Raw genomic sequence first — 25,120 nt, forward strand, 5'->3', positions numbered from 1 at the left:
GCGTATGTGGCCGTATCGGCGAATTCGACGGGAGGATCGGCAGGAGACGGAATCATGACGGCACGGAGACATCCCAAAGTGACGCTCGCCGACGTGGCGCGCGAGGCGAACGTGTCGGTGTCGGCCGCGTCGAAGGCGCTGCGGCACACCGACCGCATCTCCGCGCAGACGCAACGCGCCGTGGCCGAAGCCGCGCGGCGCCTCGGCTACGCGAGCCCGGCCGAACGCGCCTCGCGCTCGGCGAAACGCAAGCGCTCCGGGCTCGTCGGGCTCATCACCTCCGACTACAACGGACGATTCTCCCTGCCGCTGCTCACCGGCGCCGAAACCACGCTCGGCGCGTCCAACCATGCGGCGCTGCTGATGAGCTCGCACGGACAGCCCGCGTTGGAGCGCGGGCACATCGACCGTCTCGCCGCCTACGGCGTGGACGGACTGATCGTCGTGGGCGACACCACGAACCCGCGCAACCCGCTCGAAGAACGCACCACGATGGGCCTGCCGGTCGTCTACACGTACGATCCCTCGCGTGACCCGGACGACTGCAGCATCATCTGCGACAACGTCGGCGCCGGTGCGCAGGCCATCGAATACCTGCTGAGTCTCGGTCGCCGCTACATCGCCATCATTGCCGGCGCGGAGGATTTCCAGGCCGCGCGCGACCGCATCCAGGGCGCGCAGCGCACGTTCGTGCTGTACGATTTCCGCCCGGTGGACGTGCTGTACGACTCGTGGAGCGAGGACTGGGGCGAACGCGCGGCGCGGATCCTCACCGAACGGCACCCGCACCTCGACGCGATCTACTGCCTGAGCGACGAGATCGCGCGCGGCGCCGTACGCGGGCTCATGGCCGCGGGGCGCAACGTGCCGGGCGACGTGGCCGTGATCGGGCATGACAACTGGTACGTGTTCAGTTCGAACACGCACCCGACGCTCACCACGTTCGACAACAACATCACGTTGATCGGCAAGACCGCGGCGCAATACCTGCTCGACGCGATCAACGGGAACCCGCATCACGGCGTGTTCAGCGTGGAATGCCCGATGATCGTGCGCGAATCCACCGAGGCGGGGCGGCGCACGCCGTTGGAGAGCAGCGGGCGGATATACGAGAAACGACTGGGCGCGTAGCGTTCGGCGGGGCGCGATTGGATGGCGCGGCATCTCTCCCGTGGCTGCCTTCCGGTTCGGCCTGCCGCCACGGCATACCGAAGGGAAAGCCGTTTTCGGATAGTGAGAATCGTTCTCGCACAAGTGAGCGTTCACGCGGAGGCGCGGCTAGAATCGTGCCTGAAACGATGACGTACCGGTCAGACGTTGCAGTCTGAGGCGAAGAGGAGTGGCGCATGCCGGAACAACGTGAGGAGCATGACCCGACGGCGGGCGCGGCGATGCCGCGTTCCGTGCGGTTGCGGGACGTCGCGGAAGCGGCCAACGTGGCGTTGTCCACCGCGTCCCGTGCGTTGCGCGGGCAGTCGCGCATCAATGTGGAGACACGCAGGCGCGTATGGGAGGCGGCGCGGAGGCTCGGCTATGACGTCGGGCGTTGCGCGGCTCCCGACGGCGGCGGACGGGCCGACGCGGACGACGAGAGTGCGGCGGGTCGCCGTGCCGTGGGCCCGTCGCGCGACACGCGCGTGGGCGTGGTCTGCCTCGATCTGGAGGGCACGTTCTCGCCGACGATCCTTCTTGGTGCGGAGAACGCGTTCCAGGCACGTGCGACGGCGATGCTGCTCATCAACGCGGGCGGCAACGAGGCGTTGCTGCACCGGTGCGTCGAACAGCTGCTCGCACAGGACGTCGCGGGGCTGCTCGTCATCTCCCGGCGCACCGACCCGGTCGCGCATCTGGACGTACCCGTGCCATGCGTCTACGCGTATGGGCGCTCCAGCGACCCCGACGACTGCTCCATCGTGCAGGACAACGTGGCGGCGGGGCGTCTGGCCGTCGAACATCTGCTCTCATGCGGGTATCGCCGCATCGCCATCATCGGTGGCGACAAGGCGTATGTGGCCTCGCGCGAACGCATGGAGGGCGCTCTCGACGCGTTGCGCGCGCACGGACTGGAACCGGTGGGTACGCCGCGGTTCGGCCCATGGGACACCGAGTGGGGTCGCGCCGCCACCAGACTGCTGTTGAACGACGACCCCACGTTCGATGCGGTGGTGTGCCAAAGCGACGTGCTGGCGCGCGGATGCATCGATGAACTCGAGCGCAGCGGCCGGAGAGTCCCCCAGGATACGGCCGTCATCGGGCATGACGACAAGCCTGACTACGTCGCATACGTGCACCCGCACCTCACTTCCATCAACGACCGCAACGAGGATGTCGGCCGCCAGGCCGCCGTGTGCCTGATGGACGCCATCGACGGGCGTCCGCACCACGGCGTGGAATACGTGGCGGCGTCGCTGATACAGCGGGAATCGACGCTGCCCTCGGACTGACAGTTCATCGCCGGCGAGACGCGCGCGTCACCGGATCGGCGGCAGCAGACGGTCCACATCCTGTTTCGCCGCGTCGAGATTGCGGCGGATGTCGTTGATGCCGGAGTCCTCGACGATGCCGTGCACGTCGATGTCGCTCTGACGCCGCAACGCCGTGCCGCGTGTACGCATGTCGCGTACGAAGCGGCCGGCCTTGCGGGCGTATCCGGGCAGACGGTCCGGGCCGACCAGAATCAGCGCGATGACGAGAATCACCACCAGTTCCGTGCCGGAAATACCGAACATCACCATCACCTTCCTTCGGGCCGTGACGCCGCGACCTGTCCGACGGTCTCGCCGGCGCCCTTACGGCCGATCTTGCGGGAGCGCAGCCATGCGAACGTCACTACGGCACGCACCTTGCGCGCCACTGCGAACAGCTTCGGCTCCTCGCCGGCCTCGCGCATGATTTTCCACAACTGGATGCGCTCGTAGAGGGCGCACACGCCGATCGCCGCGAAATAGATGCCGATGATCGGCAGCGCGAGCGCGCACAACGTTCCCGGGTCGCCGGTGGGCGTCGCGACGGCCGCGAAGACGAACGCGACGAGCACCGCCACACGCCACTGCCTGAGCCACGTGCGCGTCTCGACCGCGCCCATCATCGTGAGCGCCACCATCACCACCGGCAACAGGAACGACAATCCGAACGCGAGCGTCATGCGCAGGATGAAGTCGAAATACACGTCGGCGCTGAGCAACGTGGCCGTGTCCGCGGGGGCGAAGCCGGTGAGGATCGCCACCGCCTGCGGCAGGAACACCCATGCGAGGCCGGCGCCGGTGAGGAACAACGGCACGGACGCGCCGATGAACGCGACGGCCATCCAGCGTTCCTTCCGTTTGAGACCGGGGTTGATGAACGCCCACAGCTGGTACGACCACCACGGGCAGGACGCCACCATGCCCAGGAAGAACGCGATCTCCAGCTTCACGTTGAACGCGGAGACCACGCCGTTGAACGTGATGCTCATCAGACCCTGCTGCTGGGCGGCCGCCGTGAGGAACGGCTGCTGCAGGATCCGGAACACCTGGTCGCTGACCATCCACCCCGCCACGGTCATGAGAATGATGCCCGCCATGGAACGGATGAACCGCTTGCGGAATTCGACGAGATGGTCGGCAAGCGGCATGACCGCTTCGGGATTGCGGGGCCTGCGAAGTCCTCGGGGTCCGCGCGTCCGGCCGGTCTTGCGGCCGGCGGCCGTGCGGCCGGTCCCGGCGGAGACGTCGTCATCGGAATGGTCGAGCAGGCTGTCGAGATCGAGATGCGTGTCGTTGTCGCCGGGATGCAGCGCCGGAGCCGGAAGCGTGGCGCCCCCGGCCGCCGTGCCCATCGCGGCCGTGCTCATCGTGCAGCGGCCCCGGTCGCGGGGGCGGCTACCGGCGCGGCGGTGGCGCTCACCGTGGCGGCAGGGGAGACGACGGGTGCGGGTGCGGGCTGGGCGGCGGGTGCCGGCGTGGGGGCCTCCGCAGACTTCTCCGCCGTGGGGGCATCATCGGTCTTCGTTTCGGAACGGAAGATCTTCAGCGACTGGCCGACGGACTTGGCGAGTTCGGGAAGCTTCTTGGCGCCGAACAGCAGCACGATGATGAGCAGGATGATGATGAGCTCGGTGGGACGAAGATTAGGCATGACTGTATTCCTTCCAACTCCTATGTTGAGGCAGGGAAGTATCACCTTATTGACGCACCAGTCACACAGTATAGCGTCTGTGTGGCGTGGGTGCCATGCAACGGGCCGTTGCGCAACGGGAAACGAACCGGCAAACCTGTGCAAAACGGTGTTCAATACCGTGCGAAACCTTAGGGGAAACCGATTTCGCACTGTGCAACGGATGCGCAACAAGGTGGACGAGGCGTGTGGCGCGCCCGGCGGAACGTGCTTATTGTGAACGTGCACAGCGAAGACGGAGCGGCAACGGATGCCGCCCCACATGGGCGAACCGAAGGAGGGAAGCCTACAACAGACCAACAGGACCGAAGCGACGAACCGACGATCCCACCCCGCAACATACGCAAGCAGACAGGGGACGCACCTCAACGGGATCGACGGCAGGGCGTGGAGGCCCGGGTCCGTTGCGTCCAACCGCCGCCCGTCATCGATGCGATGCACGAGCCGACGTATGGATGCGCCGGTGTTCAGCGAAGGAGCAAGATGAGTTCTACAGAAGCAACGACCGGCATCTCACGCCGTGCCGTGCTCGCCGGCGCGGCCGCCATCGGCGGCACCATCGCCGTGGCGAGCGCATTGGGAGTGGGCACGTCACCGGCGACGGCCTCGCCCGCGGCCACCGGAGCCGCAGGCGCGGGCGGCGCGAAGGGCGCGGGCGGCGTGGCCGTCCCCGCGGCGCAACGCACCACGAAGAGCGTGAAGTCCATTCCGGATTCACCGGTGCTGCCCGGATGGGACGTCCAACCGTTCCCGCTGGGCAAGGTCGCCGTGACCGGCGGCGTGTTCGATCGCGCCAAGCAGGACCAGCTCAACTTCGCGCGCTACTACCCGATCGACCGAATGCTCACCTGCTTCCGCGCGCAGGCCGGACTCGACACCAAAGGCGCGCAGCCCGCGGGCGGCTGGGAGAACTTCCCGAACGGCTCGCTCGACAAGGCCAAGGAGCAGCAGTGGGGCGACGCCGAGTACAAGCGCGGCCAGAACAAGAACGGCGCCGACGGCCTGCTGCGCGGCCACTACGCCGGCCATGCGATGTCCATGCTCGCCCAGGCGTACGCGGAAAGCGGCGAGGAGACCATCCTCAACAAGATCAACGCGCTCATCGCGGGCCTCGTGGAGTGCCGCGACGCGCTGCGCAAGATGACCTACGACGGCAAGCCCCGCTACACGCACCCCGGCTTCCTCGCCGCCTACGGCGAATGGCAGTTCAAGGCGCTGGAGGAGTACGCCCCCTACGGCGAGATCTGGGCTCCCTGGTACACCGAGCACAAGATCCTCGCAGGCCTGCTCGCCTGCTATGAGTACGCGGGCAACGAGGACGCGCTCGACCTGGCCGAAGGCATCGGCCACTGGACGTACGCGCGCCTGAGCAAGTGCACGAAGTCCCAGCTGCAGAAGATGTGGGACATCTACATCGGCGGCGAATACGGCGGCATGAACGATTCGCTCGTCGACCTGTACAACCTCTCCAAGGACAAGGACCGCGCCGAGTTCCTCAAGGCGTCCAAGTTCTTCGACACCGACAAGCTCATCGACAACTGCGGCGCCGGCGTGGACATCCTCAACAACCTGCACGCCAACCAGCACCTGCCGCAGTTCGTCGGCTACGCCAAGGACGCCGCCATGCCCGAGGCGGACATCAAGGAGGCGGACCGCAAGCGCTACCTCAAGGCCGTCGAAGGCTTCTGGGGCATGATCGTGCCCGGTCGCATGTACTCGCACGGCGGCACCGGCGAAGGTGAGATGTGGGGTCCGGCGCACACCGTGGCCGGCGACATCGGCACGCGCAACTGCGAATCCTGCGCCGCGTACAACATGCTCAAGATCGCGCGCTGCCTGTTCTTCATCGACCACAAGCCCGCCTACATGGACTACTACGAGCGCACCGTGCTCAACCACATCCTCGGCGGCAAGTCGCGCGACCTGCACAACCCCACCGACGCGAGCGCGACGACCGGCTTCACCCCGGGTAACTGCTACATGTACCCGGTGAACCCCGCCACCCAGAAGGAATACGGCGACGGCAACGTCGGCACCTGCTGCGGAGGCACCGCGTTGGAAAGCCACACGAAGTACCAGGACTCCATCTACTTCCACTCGGCCGACAACAAGGAGCTGTACGTCAACCTGTTCACGCCGTCCACCCTCGACTGGACGGAGACCGGGCTCAAGCTCTCCCAGGAGACCAACTACCCGGAGGAGGAGACCTCGACGCTCATCGTCACCGCCGCGCCGAAGAGCGCCGTCACCTTCCGTATCCGCATCCCCGCGTGGAGCAGGGGCGCGAAGATCGAAGTGAACGGCAAGGCGGTCGACGGCGTCAAGGCCGGCGAATACGCCACCGTGGCCGGCAGCTGGAAGGAAGGCGACAAGATCGCCGTCACCATCCCGCTGCAGCTGCGCACCGAATCCACCGACGACCGCCAGGACATCCAATCCCTGTTCTACGGGCCGACCCTGCTCAACGCGCTCAACCCGTCCACCAAGTTCATCCAGCGCGGCTTCTACGAGCGCAACGGACTCGACGGCACCATCAAGCTCGGCGTGCAGAAGAAGGAAGGCACCAAGAACTACTTCATCATCGACGGCGACGAGTTCGAACCCGCGTACAACGGCGACAACACCCCGTACCACATGTACTTCCAGCGCAAGGACGACTACGTGGGCTTCGCGGGGCGCCTCACCGACGTGAAGAACCCGAAGCGCCCGGCCGCCAAGGACCGCGACGCCTCCACCCTGATGGACGACATCTGGGCCGCCGCGCCGTTCGCCAGCCGCGCCGACTTCGTCAGGAAGGTCCAGGAGGTCTCCAAGACCTACCAGGACGAAGGCCTCCTGTCCAGCCACGACCGCCAGCAGGTGCTCCTCGCCGCCGGCCGCGCCAGGATGAGCTGACCCGGCTGAGCACGGACGACATCGCACGGACACCACCGTCATCATCGAAGACACCAATCGAAGAGAAAGAACATACATGACCATCGCAAGCACTGCAACGGCCGCGAAAGCGGGACTGGCGAAACGCTTCGCCGCGCTCGCCGTCGCCGCCGCGACGCTGCTGGCCGGCGGCGCCATCGCCGCAACGGCAAGCGCGGCGGACGAGCCGGCTCCCGCGGAGACGAACGTCGCGCTCAGCGCCGACAAAGGCAACGACAACGCGCCCGACATCGCCGTCAGCTACGTGACCGGCTGGAACAAGACCACGGCACTCAACGACGGCAGCCTCGACGGCAACGCCAACTACGGCGGATGGGGCACGTGGGGCAACACCGGCGACCACGAGACCGCCACCTACACGTGGAACCGCGACGTGACCACCGCCAAGTCCGTCGGGTACTACTGGACGAACGCGAAGACCGGCGACGCCGGCGTGCTGCTGCCGAAGAGTGTGTCCATCGAATACCTCAACGCCGACTCCGGCAAGTACGAGACCGTGCCGAACCTCAAGGTCGACAAGGCGTTCCCGTCCGACTCCGAACTCGACGCCGACAACCCGGTCTACGGCCCGTACACGTACACCTTCGACCAAGTGACCACCAAGTCGCTGCGCCTCGTCGTCGCCAAGCAGGCCAACGACAACAAGGGCATCACCGTCACCGAATGGCAGGTGCTGGGCTCCAGCGCCGCCGAGCCGGTCGACCCGGGCGATCCGGACGCGTTCCTGTACACGCAGCAGGTCGCCGTGCGCACCACGCCCGGCGCGGACCCGACCGCCAAGTTGCCCAAGAACGTGTGGGTGACGCCCGAAAACGGCCCGAGCCTCAAGGTGCCCGTCACCTGGGACGCCGTCGGCGCTGACGCCTACGCGAAGGCCGGTACCACCAGCGAAGTGAAGGGCGAGACCAAGGCCGGCACGTATGACGGCATCAAGGTCGAGGCAGGGCAGGTCACCGCCACCATCGGCGTGTACGACCAGCTCAACACCGAGGTCACTGACGCGGAGTACGTCTCCACCGTCACCACGCCGGGCGTCAAGCCCGTGCTGCAGGACACGGTCGCCCTCACCTACGCCGACGGCTCCGTCGAATCCGGCGCCAAGGTGACGTGGGCCGACGTGCCGAAGGCCGACTACGCCGAAGCCGAGCAGATGGGCGAGGTCTCCGGCGTTATCGAAGGCACCGAGATCAAGGCGCAGGGCATGTTCTTCGTGGTCGCCCCGTCCGATCCGAACGCCAAGCCGCTCGTCGCCATCGACTTCGACTCCGCCGCGCCCGGCTCCGGCTGGTACACGATCGCGCCGAAGTTCTCCGTCTCCGCGCAGCGCGGCGTCTCCACCGTGCCCGTCACCTCCGTCGAGTACAAGATCGGCGGCGGCCAGTGGATCGAAGGCTCCGGCCCGGTCAGCGTGAACGAGCAGGGCGAGGTGACCGTCTCTGCGCGCGCCACCGACGCCAACGGCAACTCGCGTGAGGCCTCCCAGACCATCAAGGTCGACACCGCCGCGCCGAAGGTCACCGCGAAGCAGGAGAGCAAGAAGGGCAACGACGTGGTCGTCGCCCTCACCGCCGACGACGGCGCCAAGGGCTCCGGCGTGACCCGCGTGCTCTACTCCACCGGTCCGTCCAACAACCCGAAGTCCAACGAGAACACCATGTGGGGCACCTACGTGGACGCCGACAAGATCAAGGTCCAGCTTTCCGCCGACCACAACACCTACGTGCACTTCTACGCGCAGGACGCCGCCGGCAACGAGTCCGCCTACGCCAACATCAACCTCGGCAAGGGCGAGGCCACGCCCGAGCCGACCCCGTCCGTCGACTCCGTGGCCATCACCGGCGACGGCGTGAAGGACGGCAAGCTGGCGCTCACCGCCGGCGACGCCGCCAAGCTCGCCGCCGACGTGAAGACCACCGGCGACGCGGCCAAGACCGTGACCTGGAAGTCCTCCGACGAGAAGATCGCCACCGTCGACAAGGACGGCAACGTGAAGGCCGTGGCCGCCGGCAAGGCGACCATCACCGCCACCTCCACCGTCGACGAGTCCAAGTCCGCCTCCGTCGAGGTGACCGTCAAGGCCAAGGAGCCCGAGCCGGCCCCGGTCGACAAGTCCGGACTGAAGGCCGCCGTCGAGATCGCCGGCAAGCTGCAGCAGTCCGCCTACACGTCCGCGACGTGGAAGACGTTCTCCGATGCGCTCGCCTCCGCGAACAAGGTCCTCGCCGACGAGTCCGCCACGCAGGACCAGGTGGACGCCGCCCGTCAGAAGCTGGCCGACGCCGTCGCAGGCCTCAAGCCGGTCGAACAGCTGCCCACCGTCGACAAGTCCGGTCTCAAGGTCTCCGTCGAGGTCGCCGGCAAGCTGGTCGAGAAGCAGTACACCGCCGAGTCGTGGGCCAAGCTGTCCGAGGCGTTGAAGAACGCGCAGGCCGTGCTTGACAACGCCAAGGCCACCCAGGACGAGGTGACCGCCGCCCAGAAGACGCTCGTCGAGGCCGTCGCCGGTCTGGAGAAGGTCGTCGAGCCGACGCCGACGCCGGTGGTCAAGGACGGTCTCAAGGCCACGGTCGACACGGTCAACGCGAAGAACCTCAATGAGGCCGACTACACGCCGGAATCCTGGAAGGCGCTCGCCGACGCCCTCGCCGCCGCGAACGGCGTGCTTGGCGACGTGTCCGCCACGCAGGACGACGTGACCGACGCGCAGACCGCACTGGTCAAGGCCATCCTCGGACTGGAGAAGAAGGCCGTCGAGCCGACTCCGACTCCGACTCCGACGCCGGTCGACAAGTCCGCGCTCCAGGCCGATGTCGACACGGCCAAGGCCGTCGACCGCGGCCTGTACACCGACGAGTCCCTCAAGGCGCTTGACTACGCCATCGCCGAAGCCCAGAAGGTGCTCGACAACGCCGACGTCACCCAGGATGAGGTGACCGCCGCCCAGCAGGCGCTCGCCGAGGCCGTGGGTGGTCTGAAGGAGAAGACCCCGGCTCCGAACCCGTCGCCGAACCCGGCTCCGAAGCCGTCCCCGAACGGTTCGACCGCCGGCAAGGGCAACGGCGCGCTCTCCACGACCGGTTCCACGGTCGCCGGCGTGGCCGCCGCGGTCGCGCTGCTCGCCGCGGCCGGCGCGGGCCTGACCGTCTGGCGCAAGCGCCGGGCGTGAGCTGACCGCGTTTCTCCCGATATACGACGAGACCGTCGCATTCACTCCTTCGAATGCGGCGGTCTTGCCGTATGTGTCATGTCATCCATCTGTGGATGTGCAGTCGCTGCACGACCGCACGAAATCGTAAAGACCGTTGACATGACGGTGGATAACCTGCCGCAATCCACACGTTGTCCACAACACGCCCGGGGCAGGGGGCTCTTTCCACATCGGCCGGTGGAGGTGGCGCGGGAGGCGTGCGATGACGCACGCTGGAAGCACCGGAGGAATCGGCGAAGTCGGCGACGCACGGCACCGATGCGGCGGTCTCCTTCGGTCCATAACCGAACAGCCACCACATCGGACTCGCGGGACGACCCCGCGAACAGCAACGGCGCCGGACAGCGAAAGCCGGCAGGAAAGGACCTCTCATGGGCATCCAACAAGCGCTGGTGACCGTCACCGGCAACCTCGGGGCGGTACCCAACCCCTTCACCACAAGCGCGAACGTCCCCGCATGCTCGTTCCGCATGGGCGTCACCCCGCGTTTCTTCGACCAGAGCACCGGGCAGTGGCGTGACCGCGGCACCTCATGGGTGAGCGTATGCGCCTACCGCGGATTGGCCAAGAACATCCTCGGTTCGCTGGAAAAAGGCGATCCGGTGATCGTGGTCGGTACGATGCGCACCGAACGCTGGCAGAAGGACGGCGTGGACCGCGTCACGCCGGTCATCGACGCCTCGGCCGTCGGGCCTGACCTGAGCCAGGGCATCGCCAGACTCAACCGCATTCCGCGCAACCAGACCGGAGCCGGCGGTGCCGCCGCCGGCGCGGGTGGTGCCGGTGAGCCCGGTGCGTCCGCGGCGGCGAACGCACCGGAATCCGGTACCGGTGCGCCGGGGGTCGGCGGACAGTACGGCCCGCCGTCGAACAATCCGCTGAACCCCGCGATTCCGTCGAACCCCATAGCCAATGCGGGAGGCGCCCCCGGCGTCGTCATCGACACGTCCGGCATCAGCGACGACACCGGCGGAACGGTCGGGAATGATGATGCCGCCACCGTTTCCGGTGAACCCGCCGGAAGCGGTGCGATTGTCACCGGCGCCACCGGCGATGATGACGCCAGTGGCGCCGGTGATGCCGGCAGAGTGGCCGACTCCGGCGCGGGCGATGCCGCAGTCGACCCCGCCACCGGCGAGATGCGCGAACCCGACGACTTCAACAGCGGCACGATGTAACGGGAGAGGTGTTCGTCACGTGGCGTTCTCGGTTCACTCCGGGGTTTGTACCGTATTCCGGGCATAAACCCCGGAGCGAATCGAGACTTCCCCGCCAGGGAGTGTGGTGTTCAGGGGTGGAAATGCAAGGCCGTCACGGGCCGCACTCACCAGATGCGCACGCGCTCCTCCGGGGCGAGCCACATGGCGTCGCCGGGCCGCACGTCGAACGCCTTGTAGAACAGGTCCACGTTGCGCACGATGCCGTTGGTGCGGCATTCGGCGGGGGAATGCGGGTCGATCTGCAGGTACTGTTCGGCCAGCTCGTCGCGGTTCTTCGTGCGCCAGATCGAGGCGTAGCTCAGGAAGAAGCGCTGCAGGCCGGTGAACCCGTCGAGTTCGGGCGCGCCCGCGAGCGACGCCTCGATCGCGGCGGGCGAACCGTCCTCCGCGCGGCCGGCGGCCTTGTCGAGCGCGAACGCGTACGCCTTCAACGCGATGTTCACGCCGCCCAGATCGCCGATGTTCTCGCCGATCGTCAGCGCGCCGTTCACATGCGGCATCTTGTCGGGCTCGTCCGCGTACTTCTCGGCCAGCTGGCGGGGCGTGAACGCGTCGTACTGCGCGATCAGCGCCTTCGTGCGCGTCTCGAAGTTCGCCTTGTCCTCGGCGGTCCACCAGTCGTTGAGTTTGCCGTCGCCGTCGTACTGCGCGCCCTGATCGTCGAACCCGTGCCCGATCTCATGCCCGATCACCGCGCCGATGCCGCCGTAGTTGGCCGCATCCTCCGCATCCGGGTCGAAGAACGGCGGCTGCAGGATCGCCGCGGGGAACACGATCACGTTCATCGTCGGCTCGTAGTAGGCGTTCACCGTCTGCGGGTTCATCAGCCACTCGTCCTTGTCGACCGGCTTGCCGACCTTCGCCAGCTGGTAGCCGGTCTCGTACAGGGTCACGGCCTTCGCGTTCTCGGCGAGCACCGCGTCCTCGTGCACGTCCAACGCGGAATAGTCGCGCCAATGGTTCGTGTAGCCGATCTTCGGCGTGAACTTGGTGAGCTTCTCCAACGCCTTCGCGCGCGTCTCCTCGCCCAGCCAGTCCGAATTCGTGATGGACACGCGGTAGGCGTCGATGAGGTTCGCGACCAGCTGCTCCATGCGCCGCTTGGAGCTTTCCGGGAAGTGGCGGCGCACATACTCGCGGCCCACGTCCTCACCGCACGCGCCGTTGACGAGGCTCACGCCGCGCTTCCAACGGTCGCGCTGCTTCCTCTGCCCGGACAGCACCTTGCCGTAGAACGAGAAGTTCGTCGCGTCGAACACGTGCGAGAGCATGCTCGCCGAACCCACGATGACGTGCACGCGCGCCCACAGCTTCAGATCGTCCAGATCGGCCGCATCCCAGAACGCGTCCAGTCCGGTCAGGAAGCTCGGCTCGTGCACGATCACCCGGGCGAACACGGTGCGGAAGTCGAGCGGCTGCACGGTCGCGGCCGGCGTCGCGTCGTAGGCGCGCTGCCATGCGTCGATCCACGCGTCGAGCCCGAAATGCGCGAGCGACGCGGCCAGATCGGCGAAATCGGTGGGATTGTACGTCTTCACCGAATCGCGCGTGGCCACGTTGTCCCAATGGTTCGCGGCGATGCGCGTCTCCACGTCGAGGAAACGGTGGGCCAGGGCGAGCGCCTCCTCGCCCGGCGTGGGGAGCGCGGCCTCGCCGGCGGCGCCCTGCGCCTCGTCGGCGTCGTCCGCGTCATCGCCGGCACGACGCGGCAGTTCGTCGTCGACGTTCGGATTGTCTTCGGCGGCGGGCGCGTACCCCGCGTTCACCAGTTGCGTGGCGACCATCGTCACGAACGATTCGCGCACGGGCGCGTAATGCTCCTCGCGATAGTAGGCTTCGTCCGGCAGCAGGATGCCGCCCTGTTCGATGTGCGCGATGTTGAAGTCGGGGTCGCCCGGGTCGCCGTAGATGGCGACGCCGAACAGGTCGGGGCCGCCCGCGGGGTTGAGATGGCCGAGCACGCGCGTAAGCGCCGCCTTGTCTTCGGCGGCGTCGATCGCGTCGAGTTCCGGACGGATCGGGCTGATGCCCGCCTCTTCGATCGCATCCGTGTTCAGGAACGAACGGTACAGGGCGCGCGACTTCGCCGCCGGAGCGGCGATGGCGTTCACGTCGGCCGCGGCGGCGTTCGCGTCGGGCGCATCGGCGGTGCCGACGCCTTGCGCGTCATCGTCTTCGAGGATGTCGCGGATCTGGTTTTCCGCGTCCTCGGCGAGCTTGTCGAACGAACCGTAGCGGGAACGGTCGTCGGGCAGACGGTACGTGTCGATCCACGGGCCGTTCACGTAGCGGAACAGGTCGTCGGCGGGCTTGACGACGCCGGAGAACGATGCCGGGTCGATGCCCGACTTCAGCGCCGGCGCGGAGCCGGCCGCAATGGTTGCAGATGTTTCACTCATGCACACCACAGTAGTCGGCCGTGCGGGTTCCGCGCACGTTCCGCCCGCCCGCCACGCGCATAGTTCACCGGCGGTTCCGATGCGGTTCGGCTGTGATCGGCCGCATCCGCGACCGCGAAGACCACGGGTACGGCCGACCGCAGCCGGTGCGGGCCAAGGCCGGCCGAGCGGCGAAAGCTGCCTACAGCAGCACGATCTGGCGGTTGAGAATCGCGTCGTTGCCCTTCGTGGGCACCGTCTTCCACGTGACGGACTCGAACCCGTTGGCGCGGCCGGCATGACGGTCCACGAACTTGCGCATCCATTCGAAGCACTGCTGCGTCTGGATGGCGTCGCTCAACGCGCGGTGCTCCTCATTGTCCGCGATATCGAACCGGCGGATCAGGTCGAGCAGACGATGATGGCGCTCATACGAGAACAGCGCGCGGCTGATCTGCATCGTGTCGAAATCCACGCACGAGAACGGCGTGTCCAGAACCTTGCGCGCATTCCAATCCAGGAAGCTCAGGTCGAAGCGGATGTTGTGCCCGATCAGCGGCTCCACCGCGATCTGCGCGCCCGCCGCTGCATCGGTCGTCTCGCCGCCTTCCGCGCCCTCGCCGAGCCACGCCACGAACTCGGGCAGCACCGTGTCGATCGGATCCGCGCCCGCGACCATATCATCCGTGATGCCAGTGAGCCGCACCACCGCGGGAGGAATCGGCCGCAGCGGGTTCACCAGGCGCTGGAACCGGTCCACGATGCGCCGCTCGCGCACGCGCACCGCGCCGATCTCCGTGATCGAGCAACTGTTCGGGTAGAACCCCGTGGTCTCCAAATCGAGCGCCACATAATCCGCCGGGAACCCCTGCGGGAGGAAGGCCGCCGCGGCGGTCTCGAGATCGGACTGCTGCCCGGAAACGGTGATGCCGGAAACGGTCACGGCTGCTCCTTACCTAAAAATCCAAACGTCGCATGGATGCGCCACGCACGCCGCATACGCGGGAGCCGCATGCCGCAAAACATGTGCCATGCATGCGTGACGCACGTGGCCACGCAGATGCTGCACATCGCCCCGCAGCCCGGCGAAGCCGCACGTGCCATCCTTGCGCAGACCATCGTAGCCGAGCCGCCGGGACACGGAACAAGTAGACCGGTTTATAGTGGGGTAGCGTGTCGCGCGCCCCTCGGCGGCGGATACCGCGGTCCGGGCCGGCGGCGATTGCGCAGACCGCGACCGGGCGAATATCGCGACCCGGTGGTCGGTGACCGGGCGCCGTGCGTCAGACATCGCGACCCGGCTGCCGTGCGCCGGACACCGCGACCTGAAAGACCGGCGCAACGCGCACGCGCCCCGCGCGGCGCACACGGAACGAAAGGCGGAACATGAAACGGATCGTGGCGGGAATCGTCGCACACGTGGACGCGGGCAAGACCACCCTCTCCGAAGCGCTGCTCTACCGCACCGGCGAAATCCGCAAACTCGGCCGCGTCGACCACGGCGACGCCTTCCTCGACACCGACACCCTCGAAAAAGCGCGCGGCATCACCATCTCCGCGCACCAGGCGCTCGTCGAACACGGCGACCTCCAGCTCACCCTGCTCGACACCCCCGGCCACGTCGACTTCGCCGCCGAAACCGAACGCGTACTGCGCGCGCTCGACTACGCGATCCTCGTCGTCTCTGGCATCGACGGCGTGCAAGGCCACACCGAAACCCTATGGCGATTGCTGAAACACTACCGCGTACCCACATTCGTCTTCGTCAACAAAAGCGACGCCGCAGGCTTCGACCGTGCCACCGCGCTCGCCGACCTGCGCCGCCGCCTGTCCGACGCCGTCTACCCGCTGCCGCTGCCGTCGCGCGACGCGGCAGGCGACGCCGCGCGCGACGGTGACGCCGCCGCGCACGATACCGCCGGCGCCGCCACGGTCGATCTCGGCGACGCCGCCGAAGACATCGCCACACTCGACGAATCCGCGATGGACGAATACCTTGAAACCGGTGCGCTCACCGTAGACACAGTGCGTTCGATGATCGCGAAACGCGCGCTGTTCCCCGTCTGCTTCGGCTCCGCGCTGAAACTTGACGGCGTCGCGGAATTCCTCGACACGCTCGACGCGTACACGCGCGAAACCGTCTGGCCGGAACCGTTCCGCGCCCGCGTGTTCAAAATCTCCCACGACGACAAACACAATCGCCTCACCTGGCTGCGCGTGACCGGCGGCACGTTGAAAGCCAAATCGATGGTCGCACTCGGCGGCGGGGTGGACGCGCGGAACACTGAGCATGCCGACGTCGCCGCCGGTGCCGCAGGCGGCGACGAAGGTGTCGCAGGCGCGTCGACACCCGTCATGTCCGGCGATGCCGTCGCGGAACGCGAGAAAATCGACCAGGTGCGCGTCTACAACGGCTCCCGCTTCGACATCGCCACCGAACTGCCCGCAGGCGCGGTGTGCGCGGTCACCGGCTTGACGCATACGTTTCCCGGTGCCGGCCTCGGCGACGAACCGGACGCCGGCACGACGACGATGCAGCCGGTGCTCACCTACACCGTGCTGCCCGCCGGAGCGGACGCCGGAACGCCCGGCGGCGACACGGCCCCGGCGGCCCCACGGTTCGACGACCTCACCCTCCACAAGGTGATCGCCGCACTTCGCGAACTCGAAGACGAGGAGCCGCTGCTCCACGTCGTATGGGTGGAACGCGTGCAGGAACTCCACGTGCAGCTCATGGGCGCGGTCCAGCTCGAAATCATCCAGCAGACCCTGCATGACCGGTTCGGACTCGACGTCTCGTTCGGCGCCGGATCGATCCTCTACCGCGAAACCATCACCGCGCCCATCGAGGGCGTCGGGCATTTCGAGCCGCTGCGCCACTACGCGGAAGCGCACATCCTGCTCGAACCGGGCGAGCCGGGCAGCGGCGTGAGCGTCGCCACGAACGTGAGCGAAAACGAACTCGACCGCAACTGGCAGCGGCTCATCCTCACGCACCTGACCGAACGCGACCATCTCGGCGTGCTCACCGGCTCGCCGCTCACCGACATCCGCATGACGCTCGTGGCCGGGCGCGCGCACCTGAAACACACGGAAGGCGGCGACTTCCGGCAGGCCACCTACCGTGCGATACGGCAGGGGCTCATGGAGGCGCGCGGCGGCATCACGGGGCGTCCGGTCGTCGGGCGCGACACGCAACGCCCCGCATACGAGCCGCCCGAAGACGAGGACGACGTGCGCGACAGCGCGCGCGACGGGGCGCGCGGCAGTGCGGAAGGAGTCGGGCGCGACGGCGCCGGGCACAGCGGTGCCGGGAACGGTGGTGCCGGACACGGTGGTGCCGATGCGGACACGCGCGACGTGGACGCGATGGTGAAGGCCGTGGCCGCCGACCCAGGCAACTGCCGGCTGCTCGAACCGTGGTACCGGTTCCGGCTGGAAGTGCCGAACAGCATGGTCGGGCGCGCCATGAGCGACGTGCAGCGCATGTCAGGCACGTTCGACGCGCCGACCGACGACGGCGACTACGCGGTCGTCGAAGGGTACGCGCCCGTCTCCGAAATGCGCGACTACGCGATGGATGTGAACGCATACACGCACGGGCGCGGCCGGTTCTCCGCCACATTCGGCGGATACCGGCTCTGCCATGACGCCGCGCGCGTGATCGAAGCCGCCGCCTACGATCCCGAATCCGACCTGGAGAACACGCCCGACTCCGTGTTCTGCGCGCACGGCGCCGGCTACCCGGTCAAATGGTACAAAGTGCCGGAATTCGCACACGTCGACTATGCGACCGCGTGACGTGTGTGGGTGTGTATGGTGTGGTGTGCGGGCGTGTGGCGTGCGCGGTTGTGTGACGTGCGTGGTCGTCGTGCGTGACCGCGTGTGACGGTGCGCGGGCGTGCACGATCGTGCGGCGTGCGCGGAGCGCGAGTGCCGAGCGCGCGTCCAGGCGGGACGGAACGACGCCTACCAGATCCGCGGGCGGACGAAACCGTTCGATTCGAGGAACGACCGCACGTCGCGCAGCTCATCCATATTGATGGAATGGGTCATGCCGGGGTAGACGTGCTCGTCGAGCGTGGCATGCGCATCCCAGAACGCGCTCATCGCCGCCACATCGGACTTGGGGAAGATGTCGTCCGCCGAACCATGACCGTAGAAGACCGGCGGGCGGGAGGCCATCAGCGCGTCGTCGCCGGGCATCGCGCCGGGGGCGAGCCAACCCGAGAAACTCACGGCAGCGGCATAGCGTTCCGGATCGAACCGCAGCATGTGCGCGGCGAGCAGACCGCCCTGCGAGAAGCCCATCGTGACCACCCGACGCTCGTCGGGGATGTTCGCATGGACCCATTCGTCGATCGCGGCGGCAGCCTCGCCGGCCTGTCGGGTGAGCGACTCGCCTTCCGGCACGCCCTCATGCGCCCAATCGCCGAACCACGTGCCGCCCATGCCGTAGGGGATCGGGGCGCGCAGGCTCGCATAATCGGCGGAACCCGCGCCGCAGTAGTCGAGCAGATCGGGCAGATCGTACTCGTTGGAACCCCAGCCGTGCAGCAGCACGAACACGGGGGCATCGGAAGCGGCACCGGAACCGGCGGTGGCGGTGACACTGGCGGTGGCATCGGAGGCAGTGGGAGCGCTCAGACGCGTCAAAGCCTTGGTGATCTTCATACCAATCAGTGTAGGCCGCGTCGATTACGGCAGGGGCATGCGGACCGGGGTGAGTATGGGGCGAGGCGAGCGAGGGGCGGCAATGCGGACTAGAGCGAGTGAGGGGCAAGGCGAGTGTCGGGAGGAGCGAGTGTCGGGAGGAGCGAGTGTCGGGAGGAGCGAGTGAAGGGCAAGGCGAGTGAGTCGGAGTGAGACGAGCGCGGGACGGGCGAGCGCGGGACGGCGCAGAGCCGGCAATGTGGACCTTAGCCTGGTATAGCGCTGGACCGTATATAGCGTCCCATAACCAACCCATATAGCAACGCCGTTCCCTTCGCGGGCATCATCCGTTATCTTCGATAACAGCCGCACGGGGAACGGCCTCGTGGGGTGGGGAAAACAACAAGTGCCATGCGACAGCGCCAAGCAGTACGGGACGCACGCGCAGCGCAAACGCAACACGATAGGGGGTGCGCAATGACCAGGTTCAACACTCAGCTCGTCCACGGCCTGCCGGTCGGCGACAATGCCACCGGAGCCGTGAACCCGCCGATCTACAACTCCACGACATATGCTTTCGAGAAGGTCGATTCCATGCCCCGCTACGATTACGCGCGCAGCGGCAACCCGACCCGCGACTTCCTCGAACGCCAGATCGCCCAGCTCGAACACGGCAAGCGAGGATTCGCATTCGCCTCCGGCCTCGCCGCCATCCACGCGGTGCTCAGCATCTTCAAGCCGGGCGACCGCATCGTCGTCGGCAAGAACGTGTACGGCGGCACCTACTCGATGTTCCACGAGTACTTCGCCGACCGCGGGCTGAGCATCGCCTCGGTCGACACGCAGGACTTCGACGCGCTCGAGCGGGCTGTCGCCGGCGACCGCGAGCACGGCGTCGCCCCCGCCCAGGCCGTCTACTTCGAAGGCATCACCAACCCGCTGCTCGACGTGAACGACGTGCGCGGCATCGCCAACATCGCACACCGCCACGGCGCCATCGCCATCGTCGACAACACGTTCGTCACCCCGTACCTGCAGCGTCCACTCGATCTGGGCGCCGACATCGTCATCCACTCCGCGACGAAATACCTCGCCGGCCACTCCGACGTGAACGCGGGACTCGTCGTCACCCTGAGCGACAGCCTCGGCGAGAAGATCTACTTCGCGCAGAACCGTTTCGGCGGCGTCCTCGCGCCGCTCGAATGCGACGCCGTGCGCCGCGGCATCCAGACGCTCGCGTTGCGCATGGACCGCCAGCAGGCCAACGCGAAAGCCGTCGCGCAATACCTGCTCGCCCACCCGCTCGTGAAGACCGTGTACTACCCGGGCCTGCCCGCCCAGGAAGACGAACTGCGCGCCAAAGGTTTCAAGGGCGCCGGCGGCGTGCTCGCCTTCGAAGTCGTGCCCGGCGTCGACCCGGCCGACGTGCTCGACAACCTGCACGTGTTCCGGCTGGCCGTTTCGCTCGGCGCCGTCGAATCGCTCGCCGAGCTGCCGTGTCGCATGACGCACTTCGAACTGCCGCGTGAGGAACGCCTCAAAGTCGGCATCACCGACGAACTCGTGCGCCTGTCCGTCGGCATCGAAGACGCCGCGGACCTCATCGAAGACCTTGGCCAGGCGTTCGACATCGCCTACGAGCAGTACATCAAACGTCACGCCGACACCGACGTGTTCAGCGCGCTCACCGCGGGCGTGCTCGCGTAAGCAACTAGACAGTAGGAGGAACGTCGGCTGGTTCCGGTGCGTTGGTTGGTTCTGGATGCCGGAACCGGCTGTTTACTCCGGTGCGTCAGGCCAGTTGCCTATTCCGGCTCTTGCCGCTTGATTCGGTGCCGCGGATGCCCTGTAGGGGGTGTCCGCGGCACCTTTTGGTATATACATTTGGCTCTTCGGGCGTGTGTGGTCTGGGTGTATCCGATCTGTCGAGTGTGGACCTTGGATGCTCATGGTCTGTCGTGGATTCCGGCATGGGCGCCGGCGTGACTTGTCGGAGCCCATGCCGCAAACCCGTGGCGGCGCTATGCCGCCGTCAGATAGGCCGTGGCCGTGCGCTGCAGTTCACGCACCAGCGCGTCCAGCGCGGGACGATGGTCGCCGGCGCGGGTCACCACGCCGATCTCACGCGTCGCGTAATCGTCGGCGATCGGACAGGCGATCAGCCCTTCGCCCAGATTGATATGCGTATCCAGCTCGGGCACAAGCGAAACGCCCATACCCACCTCCACCAGGTTCTGCGTCGCCCAATAGTCGTCCGTCGCGTGCACGACATCAGGCGTGAACCCGGCGCGGGAAGCCAGCTTGACGAGATTCGCGCGGCACGTCGGGCAGCCGGCGATCCACGGCTCGTCCTTCGCCGTGGCCAACGAAACCGGCTTGCCGTCCTCCTCGTAGCGCTGCGCCACGTCGCTTGACCGCCGCACCAGCAGGCGCAGCGGATCCGAGCCCAGCGAATGGAACTCCAAATCGTCGCCCAACGGCAGGAACGAAGGGATGCTGCCGTAGCGGAACACGGCCGCCGCATCCGCCTTGCCCTGCGACACCTGCACAATCGCCTCCGGCGGCTCCATCTGCGTCAGCGACAGCTTCACATCATTGACCATGCCCAGGCGGACCACCGCGCGCGCCGCGATCGTCGAACAGATAGAGGGAGGCGCGACCAGACTCAAATGCACGAAACGTCGTTCGCGGTAATCCTCCAACTCGTGCTCGGCATGCTCAAGCCGCTCCGCGATGGACTCGCCGTGACGGGCGAGCATCGCGCCCGTGGCGGTCAGGCGCACCCCATGCGGCGTGCGCTCCACCAGTGTTGTGCCGCATTGCGCCTCCAGCTTCTTGACCTGCTGGCTGATCGCCGGCTGCGACCAGCCGAGCGCCTTTGCCGTGGCCGAGAACGAGCCATACCGTTCGATCTGCCACAGGGTGACCAGCGATTGCGGGTTGAGCTCAGTCGCGTGATGCGTGGCTGAGGGCGTCGGATGTTCCGTCATATGCGGCTCGATTCTCGTGGGAGGGGCGCTCGGTGAGGAGGGTTTCCTTCATGCTACCCGTGCCATGCGGATGAAGGGTGGAATAGAGGGAATGGGCGGCATGGCCGGGCGGTGGAGTGATGGGGTGATGTTGAGGGAGGCGGCGGAGCGATGTGATGAAAGTGAAGGAAGCGGCGGAGCGACGGGGTGGCGTGAACGAGTGGGTAGTGGAGTGACGGAGTAGCGTGAACGAAGCTGCTGAGCGATGGAGCAACGTGAAGGAGTGGGTAGCGGAGTGGGCAGTGGAGTGAACCTGTGCAGTTGGGAGGCGAACCTGCACAGTTGAGGTACGAACTTGCGCAGTCTGAGGGTGAACTTGCGCAGTCTGGAGGCGAACCTGCGCATAGGGGTCGGGTAGTGGGGCTTTCCGGCGCTGCTGACCGGTCGCCAGATGCTTGGAAATCCGCCGATTTCAGAATCGTTGCTTGGCTCGGGAACGGCTCTCTTCAGAATGGGGGTGCACAGGTTGCGGTCTCGATTGCGCAGGTTGTATACGAAACCGCTCAGGTTATATTGCCGAATGAGCAGGTTGCGCATCTGATTGAACAGGTCATAGGCCGAACTGCGCAGATCGGTGATGAGGCTATGCGTGTTCGCGGATGAATGCGAACCTCGTGCCGGGCTGGGACGGCACCGGCGTATGAATCCGTGCTTCGAGTAGGATGCGCGGATTCATACGCCGGTCGATATGTCCGGAGGGGCCGCCCGCCCGGACATATCGACCGGACGGCAACCAATCACGCTTCGCGCAGCAGGCGCAGGTGCTCGTCGTCCGGCTTCGGCGGGATCGTGCAGCTCGGAGCCAGCAGGAACGGCTTGCCCTTGCGGAAGTCGACCGTCTCCTTGATCTGCTTGGCGAGCTCGTCCGTGTCGGTGCCTTCGCCGATGAGCACCGCGTCGGGGCCGCCGACCGGCACCGCGTTGAAATCGTCGGAGATCGGCGGGTTACCGGGCACGTACGGGTCCCACTGCAGGAGGTCGATGGGGTAGTCGGCGAACCAGTCCGGGTTGGCGTGGTCACGGCAAGTGTGCAGCAGCCTCACGTGGTCGCCCACGGCGGCGAGAATGCGCTCGTCGTACGGGCGGGCGAGCTCGAGGAACTGTTCGTGCGTGAAGTAGCCGCGGCTGGCCATGCCCGTCTCCGCGTAGAAGATGCCGTCAAGGCCGGCGCCGCCCTGCTCGACCGGCGCGATCACGGTCTTCACATAGGCGATGAGCGTCTCGGTGATCGCGTCCAGCGCCTTGAGGGTGGCTTCCTTGTCGGTGAACAGCAGCGTGTCCTTGTCGAGCACGGGCGCGGCGCCGTACAACGCCTTGCCGTTGATACGCGGCAGGCCGGCCACGAACAGCAGCACCGTCAGCGGGGAGAACACGGTTTCGAGAATCGCGCGGTCGCCGAGGTCCTCGCGGATCAGACGCGCGGAGGCGATCTGGTCGGCGAACGGCTTGCTCGCGGTCGGGTCGACGGGCGTGATCTTCGCCAGATCCTCCGGACGGGTCACCGGGTAGTCCAGCAGGCGCGGGGAGCGGCCGGTGCCGTAGTCGTCCGGGTCGAAGTGGGCGCCGAAGGCTTCCGCGTAGTAGGCGGAACGCGGGTTGATCTTGACGTAATCCCAATCCCATTTGCGCACGAAGTCGATGTGCGCGCGGGCCTGCAGCTCCACGTCGTATTCGGCGCCGATGAAGTGCTGCCACGCACTGGTCAGGTACGGCGTGGTGCCTTCGCCTTTGGCGAGGTCGTGGAATTCCTGTCTGCGGTCGCGGGTCATGGTACTGCCTTTCGTGTGCCGCGTTGTCGATGCTGCCGCCTTGCGGCGGGGACGGCAACAGGTTGGTTGATGGATGGGTAAGTATCGTGTGCGGATTGCGGGGCGTGGTTGGAATGCGGGTGGGCGGAACCTACGGCCCCGCAATCCGCGCGTTACAGGCGTGTGCCGGTGAGCACGGCGTCATGCCTGCGCAGGTACAGGTTCATGATGATGAACAGCACGCCGCACAACGCCCAGTAGACGAGTGCCGCAGCCGTGTATGAGGTCATGTAGTCGCCGTTGAGTCCGGCGATGAGCTTGGCCTGCGCGAAGATGTCGATCACGGCGATGGTGAATCCCATCGACAGCGCCTTGAGCACGTTCATGAACATGTTGAACAGGTTGGGCAGCGCGTAGACCACCGCCTGCGGGATGATGACGTGGATGGCTTTCTGCCAGCGTGTGTAGCCGAGCGAGTCGGCGAGTTCGAGCTGGTTCGGGTCGATGGAGGCGAGCGATGCCTGCACGGTCTCCTGCAGGTAGGCGGTGTAGACGAGCACGAACGTGAAGATGAGCACGATGGTCGCGTTCACCGAGTTCTTGCTGACGTGGAATCCGACGGTGTTGAGCATGGCGGACGACCATTGCGGCAGCAGGTAGTACCAGAACAGCAGTTGCACGAGGATCGGCGTGCCGCGGAAGAACGACGTGTAGAGGCGCAGCAGTTGCGACAGGACGGGCACGTGCGCGCGGAACACGAGTGCGACGGGGATGCCGAACAGCAGTCCGAGCGCGAGGATGATGATCGCGTGCAGCAGCACCGATGGCACGATGGTGGCGATCTTGATGATGTAGTCCAATAACGCTGGCATGGGTTTTCCTCTGGTCTGTGCGCGGGGCCGTTTCCCGTGGTTTGTTTTCTGTCTGGTGGTCGTCTGGCGGGTCGATCGGTTGGTGTGACGGCGGGTTTTACGCGGCGGTGCGGGCGCGCAGTCGGGATGCCGCGTCGATGACCTGGTAGTAGCGGTTGTTGCGTTTCGCCAGCCACACGAGGAATTCGATGAGCAGTGCGGCGACCCAGTAGATGAGCGCCACCGCCAGATACACTTCGGACTGTTTGACGCCGTAGTTGTTCGCCACTTTGATCGAGGCGAGTCCCATCATGTCGACCACGCCGATGGTGAACAGCAGCGACGTGTCCTTGAGGAGATCCACGGCCGCGTTGCCTAGATCGGGGATGGCGATGCCGATGATCTGCGGCAGCAGCGTGCGGCGCCACAGCTGGCCTTTGCTGTAGCCGAGCGAATCGGCGAGTTCGAACTGGTCGGGTGTGACGCTCAGGTATGCGCCGCGCAGGATCTCGCTGAGCCAGCCGGCGTTGAAGAAGATGAGTGTGACGCACGCGAACGTCGTCTTGCTCAATGAGGTGATGTCGATGCCGAACGTGCCGAGCAGCTGCGGCAATCCGAAGTAGATGAGGAACAGCAGCAGCACGATCGGCTCGCAGCGCACGAACGAGACGTAGACGTCGAGGATCGCGGACAGGACGGGAATGCGGTCGACTCGCGCCCTGAGAATGAGGAACGCCAGCACGAACGCCGCCGCGTAGCAGCCGACGACGATGAGCAGCGTGTACGGCAGTTTCAGCAGGAACGCCGGCAGCAGGGTGAGCACGTATGCGAAATCCACGGGTTCTGTCCTTATATATAGTGCGCTTGTGCAGGGTGCGTTGTTGCGCGGATGCGGATTGCGGAGATGAGGGATGAAGGTCCGTCGGTAGGTGTCCGGCTTGCGG

Annotated in this window: 17 protein-coding genes; 7 read left to right on the forward strand and 10 right to left on the reverse strand. The window is 66.6% G+C overall.

Annotated elements, in window-relative coordinates:
- Nucleotides 1-54: 54 nt before the first annotated feature.
- The gene (locus BFAL_RS05230) at nucleotides 55-1,131 is read left to right on the forward strand and encodes a LacI family DNA-binding transcriptional regulator (protein ID WP_055427376.1); all 1,077 of its coding nucleotides are present in this window, start codon (nucleotides 55-57) and stop codon (nucleotides 1,129-1,131) included.
- A 215-nt stretch (nucleotides 1,132-1,346) separates the two neighbouring features.
- Entirely contained in the window at nucleotides 1,347-2,444 is a 1,098-nt protein-coding gene (locus BFAL_RS05235) for a LacI family DNA-binding transcriptional regulator (protein WP_055427377.1), read from the forward strand.
- A 27-nt stretch (nucleotides 2,445-2,471) separates the two neighbouring features.
- Here BFAL_RS05235 and BFAL_RS05240 read toward each other — a convergent pair whose 3' ends face one another.
- From BFAL_RS05240 to tatA, 3 genes are read right to left on the reverse strand one after another with little or no spacing between them, the layout of a single operon-like run.
- A complete protein-coding gene (locus BFAL_RS05240) occupies nucleotides 2,472-2,729 on the reverse strand; it encodes a Sec-independent protein translocase subunit TatA/TatB (RefSeq protein ID WP_236691675.1) in 258 nt (85 codons plus the stop codon).
- Nucleotides 2,730-2,734: 5 nt separating this feature from the next.
- Entirely contained in the window at nucleotides 2,735-3,832 is a 1,098-nt protein-coding gene (gene tatC / locus BFAL_RS05245) for a twin-arginine translocase subunit TatC (RefSeq protein ID WP_236691676.1), read from the reverse strand.
- The gene (tatA, locus tag BFAL_RS05250) at nucleotides 3,829-4,116 is read right to left on the reverse strand and encodes a twin-arginine translocase TatA/TatE family subunit (protein ID WP_055427379.1); all 288 of its coding nucleotides are present in this window, start codon (nucleotides 4,114-4,116) and stop codon (nucleotides 3,829-3,831) included. Before tatA ends, tatC begins: the two co-directional genes overlap by 4 nt.
- 522 nt (nucleotides 4,117-4,638) lie before the next feature.
- Between tatA and BFAL_RS05255 the strand changes: the two genes are divergently transcribed.
- The 3 genes from BFAL_RS05255 to BFAL_RS05265 all read left to right on the forward strand — a co-directional run bounded on the left by BFAL_RS05255 (nucleotide 4,639) and on the right by BFAL_RS05265 (nucleotide 11,475).
- A complete protein-coding gene (locus BFAL_RS05255) occupies nucleotides 4,639-7,050 on the forward strand; it encodes a beta-L-arabinofuranosidase (protein ID WP_055427380.1) in 2,412 nt (803 codons plus the stop codon).
- 76 nt (nucleotides 7,051-7,126) lie between these two features.
- Nucleotides 7,127-10,255 (forward strand): Ig-like domain-containing protein, encoded by a 3,129-nt coding sequence (locus tag BFAL_RS05260; RefSeq protein WP_082440383.1) that lies wholly within the window; start codon nucleotides 7,127-7,129, stop codon nucleotides 10,253-10,255.
- Nucleotides 10,256-10,668: 413 nt separating this feature from the next.
- Nucleotides 10,669-11,475, forward strand: coding sequence for a single-stranded DNA-binding protein (locus tag BFAL_RS05265; protein WP_055427381.1), 807 nt, complete (start codon nucleotides 10,669-10,671; stop codon nucleotides 11,473-11,475).
- Nucleotides 11,476-11,621: 146 nt separating this feature from the next.
- Here BFAL_RS05265 and BFAL_RS05270 read toward each other — a convergent pair whose 3' ends face one another.
- Entirely contained in the window at nucleotides 11,622-13,916 is a 2,295-nt protein-coding gene (locus BFAL_RS05270) for a M13 family metallopeptidase (RefSeq protein ID WP_055427382.1), read from the reverse strand.
- A gap of 181 nt (nucleotides 13,917-14,097) precedes the next feature.
- Entirely contained in the window at nucleotides 14,098-14,838 is a 741-nt protein-coding gene (locus BFAL_RS05275; RefSeq protein WP_055427383.1) for a 3'-5' exonuclease, read from the reverse strand.
- A 443-nt stretch (nucleotides 14,839-15,281) separates the two neighbouring features.
- Here BFAL_RS05275 and BFAL_RS05280 point away from each other — a divergent pair, with 443 nt between their 5' ends.
- Nucleotides 15,282-17,696, forward strand: a complete 2,415-nt coding sequence (locus BFAL_RS05280; RefSeq protein WP_055427384.1) for an elongation factor G — start codon at nucleotides 15,282-15,284, stop codon at nucleotides 17,694-17,696.
- Nucleotides 17,697-17,864: 168 nt separating this feature from the next.
- Here the strand turns inward: BFAL_RS05280 and BFAL_RS05285 are convergent, their stop codons facing one another.
- Nucleotides 17,865-18,569 carry an alpha/beta hydrolase gene (locus BFAL_RS05285; RefSeq protein WP_082440384.1) on the reverse strand — a complete coding sequence of 235 codons (705 nt, stop codon included), beginning with the start codon at nucleotides 18,567-18,569 and terminating at the stop codon, nucleotides 17,865-17,867.
- 456 nt (nucleotides 18,570-19,025) lie between these two features.
- Here BFAL_RS05285 and BFAL_RS05290 point away from each other — a divergent pair, with 456 nt between their 5' ends.
- Nucleotides 19,026-20,255 (forward strand): trans-sulfuration enzyme family protein, encoded by a 1,230-nt coding sequence (locus tag BFAL_RS05290; protein ID WP_055427385.1) that lies wholly within the window; start codon nucleotides 19,026-19,028, stop codon nucleotides 20,253-20,255.
- Nucleotides 20,256-20,569: 314 nt separating this feature from the next.
- Here BFAL_RS05290 and BFAL_RS05295 read toward each other — a convergent pair whose 3' ends face one another.
- The 4 genes from BFAL_RS05295 to BFAL_RS05310 form a co-directional block, all read right to left on the reverse strand.
- On the reverse strand, nucleotides 20,570-21,538 hold the full coding sequence (locus tag BFAL_RS05295) for a LysR family transcriptional regulator (protein WP_055427386.1): 969 nt from the start codon (nucleotides 21,536-21,538) through the stop codon (nucleotides 20,570-20,572).
- Between the two features lie 776 nt (nucleotides 21,539-22,314).
- A complete protein-coding gene (locus BFAL_RS05300; RefSeq protein WP_055427387.1) occupies nucleotides 22,315-23,346 on the reverse strand; it encodes a uroporphyrinogen decarboxylase family protein in 1,032 nt (343 codons plus the stop codon).
- A 152-nt stretch (nucleotides 23,347-23,498) separates the two neighbouring features.
- Nucleotides 23,499-24,197, reverse strand: a complete 699-nt coding sequence (locus BFAL_RS05305) for an amino acid ABC transporter permease (RefSeq protein WP_082440385.1) — start codon at nucleotides 24,195-24,197, stop codon at nucleotides 23,499-23,501.
- 97 nt (nucleotides 24,198-24,294) lie between these two features.
- Entirely contained in the window at nucleotides 24,295-25,014 is a 720-nt protein-coding gene (locus tag BFAL_RS05310; protein WP_055427389.1) for an amino acid ABC transporter permease, read from the reverse strand.
- Nucleotides 25,015-25,120: the final 106 nt, after the last annotated feature.

Source organism: Bifidobacterium aesculapii (genome assembly GCF_001417815.1).
Taxonomy (GTDB): domain Bacteria; phylum Actinomycetota; class Actinomycetes; order Actinomycetales; family Bifidobacteriaceae; genus Bifidobacterium; species Bifidobacterium aesculapii.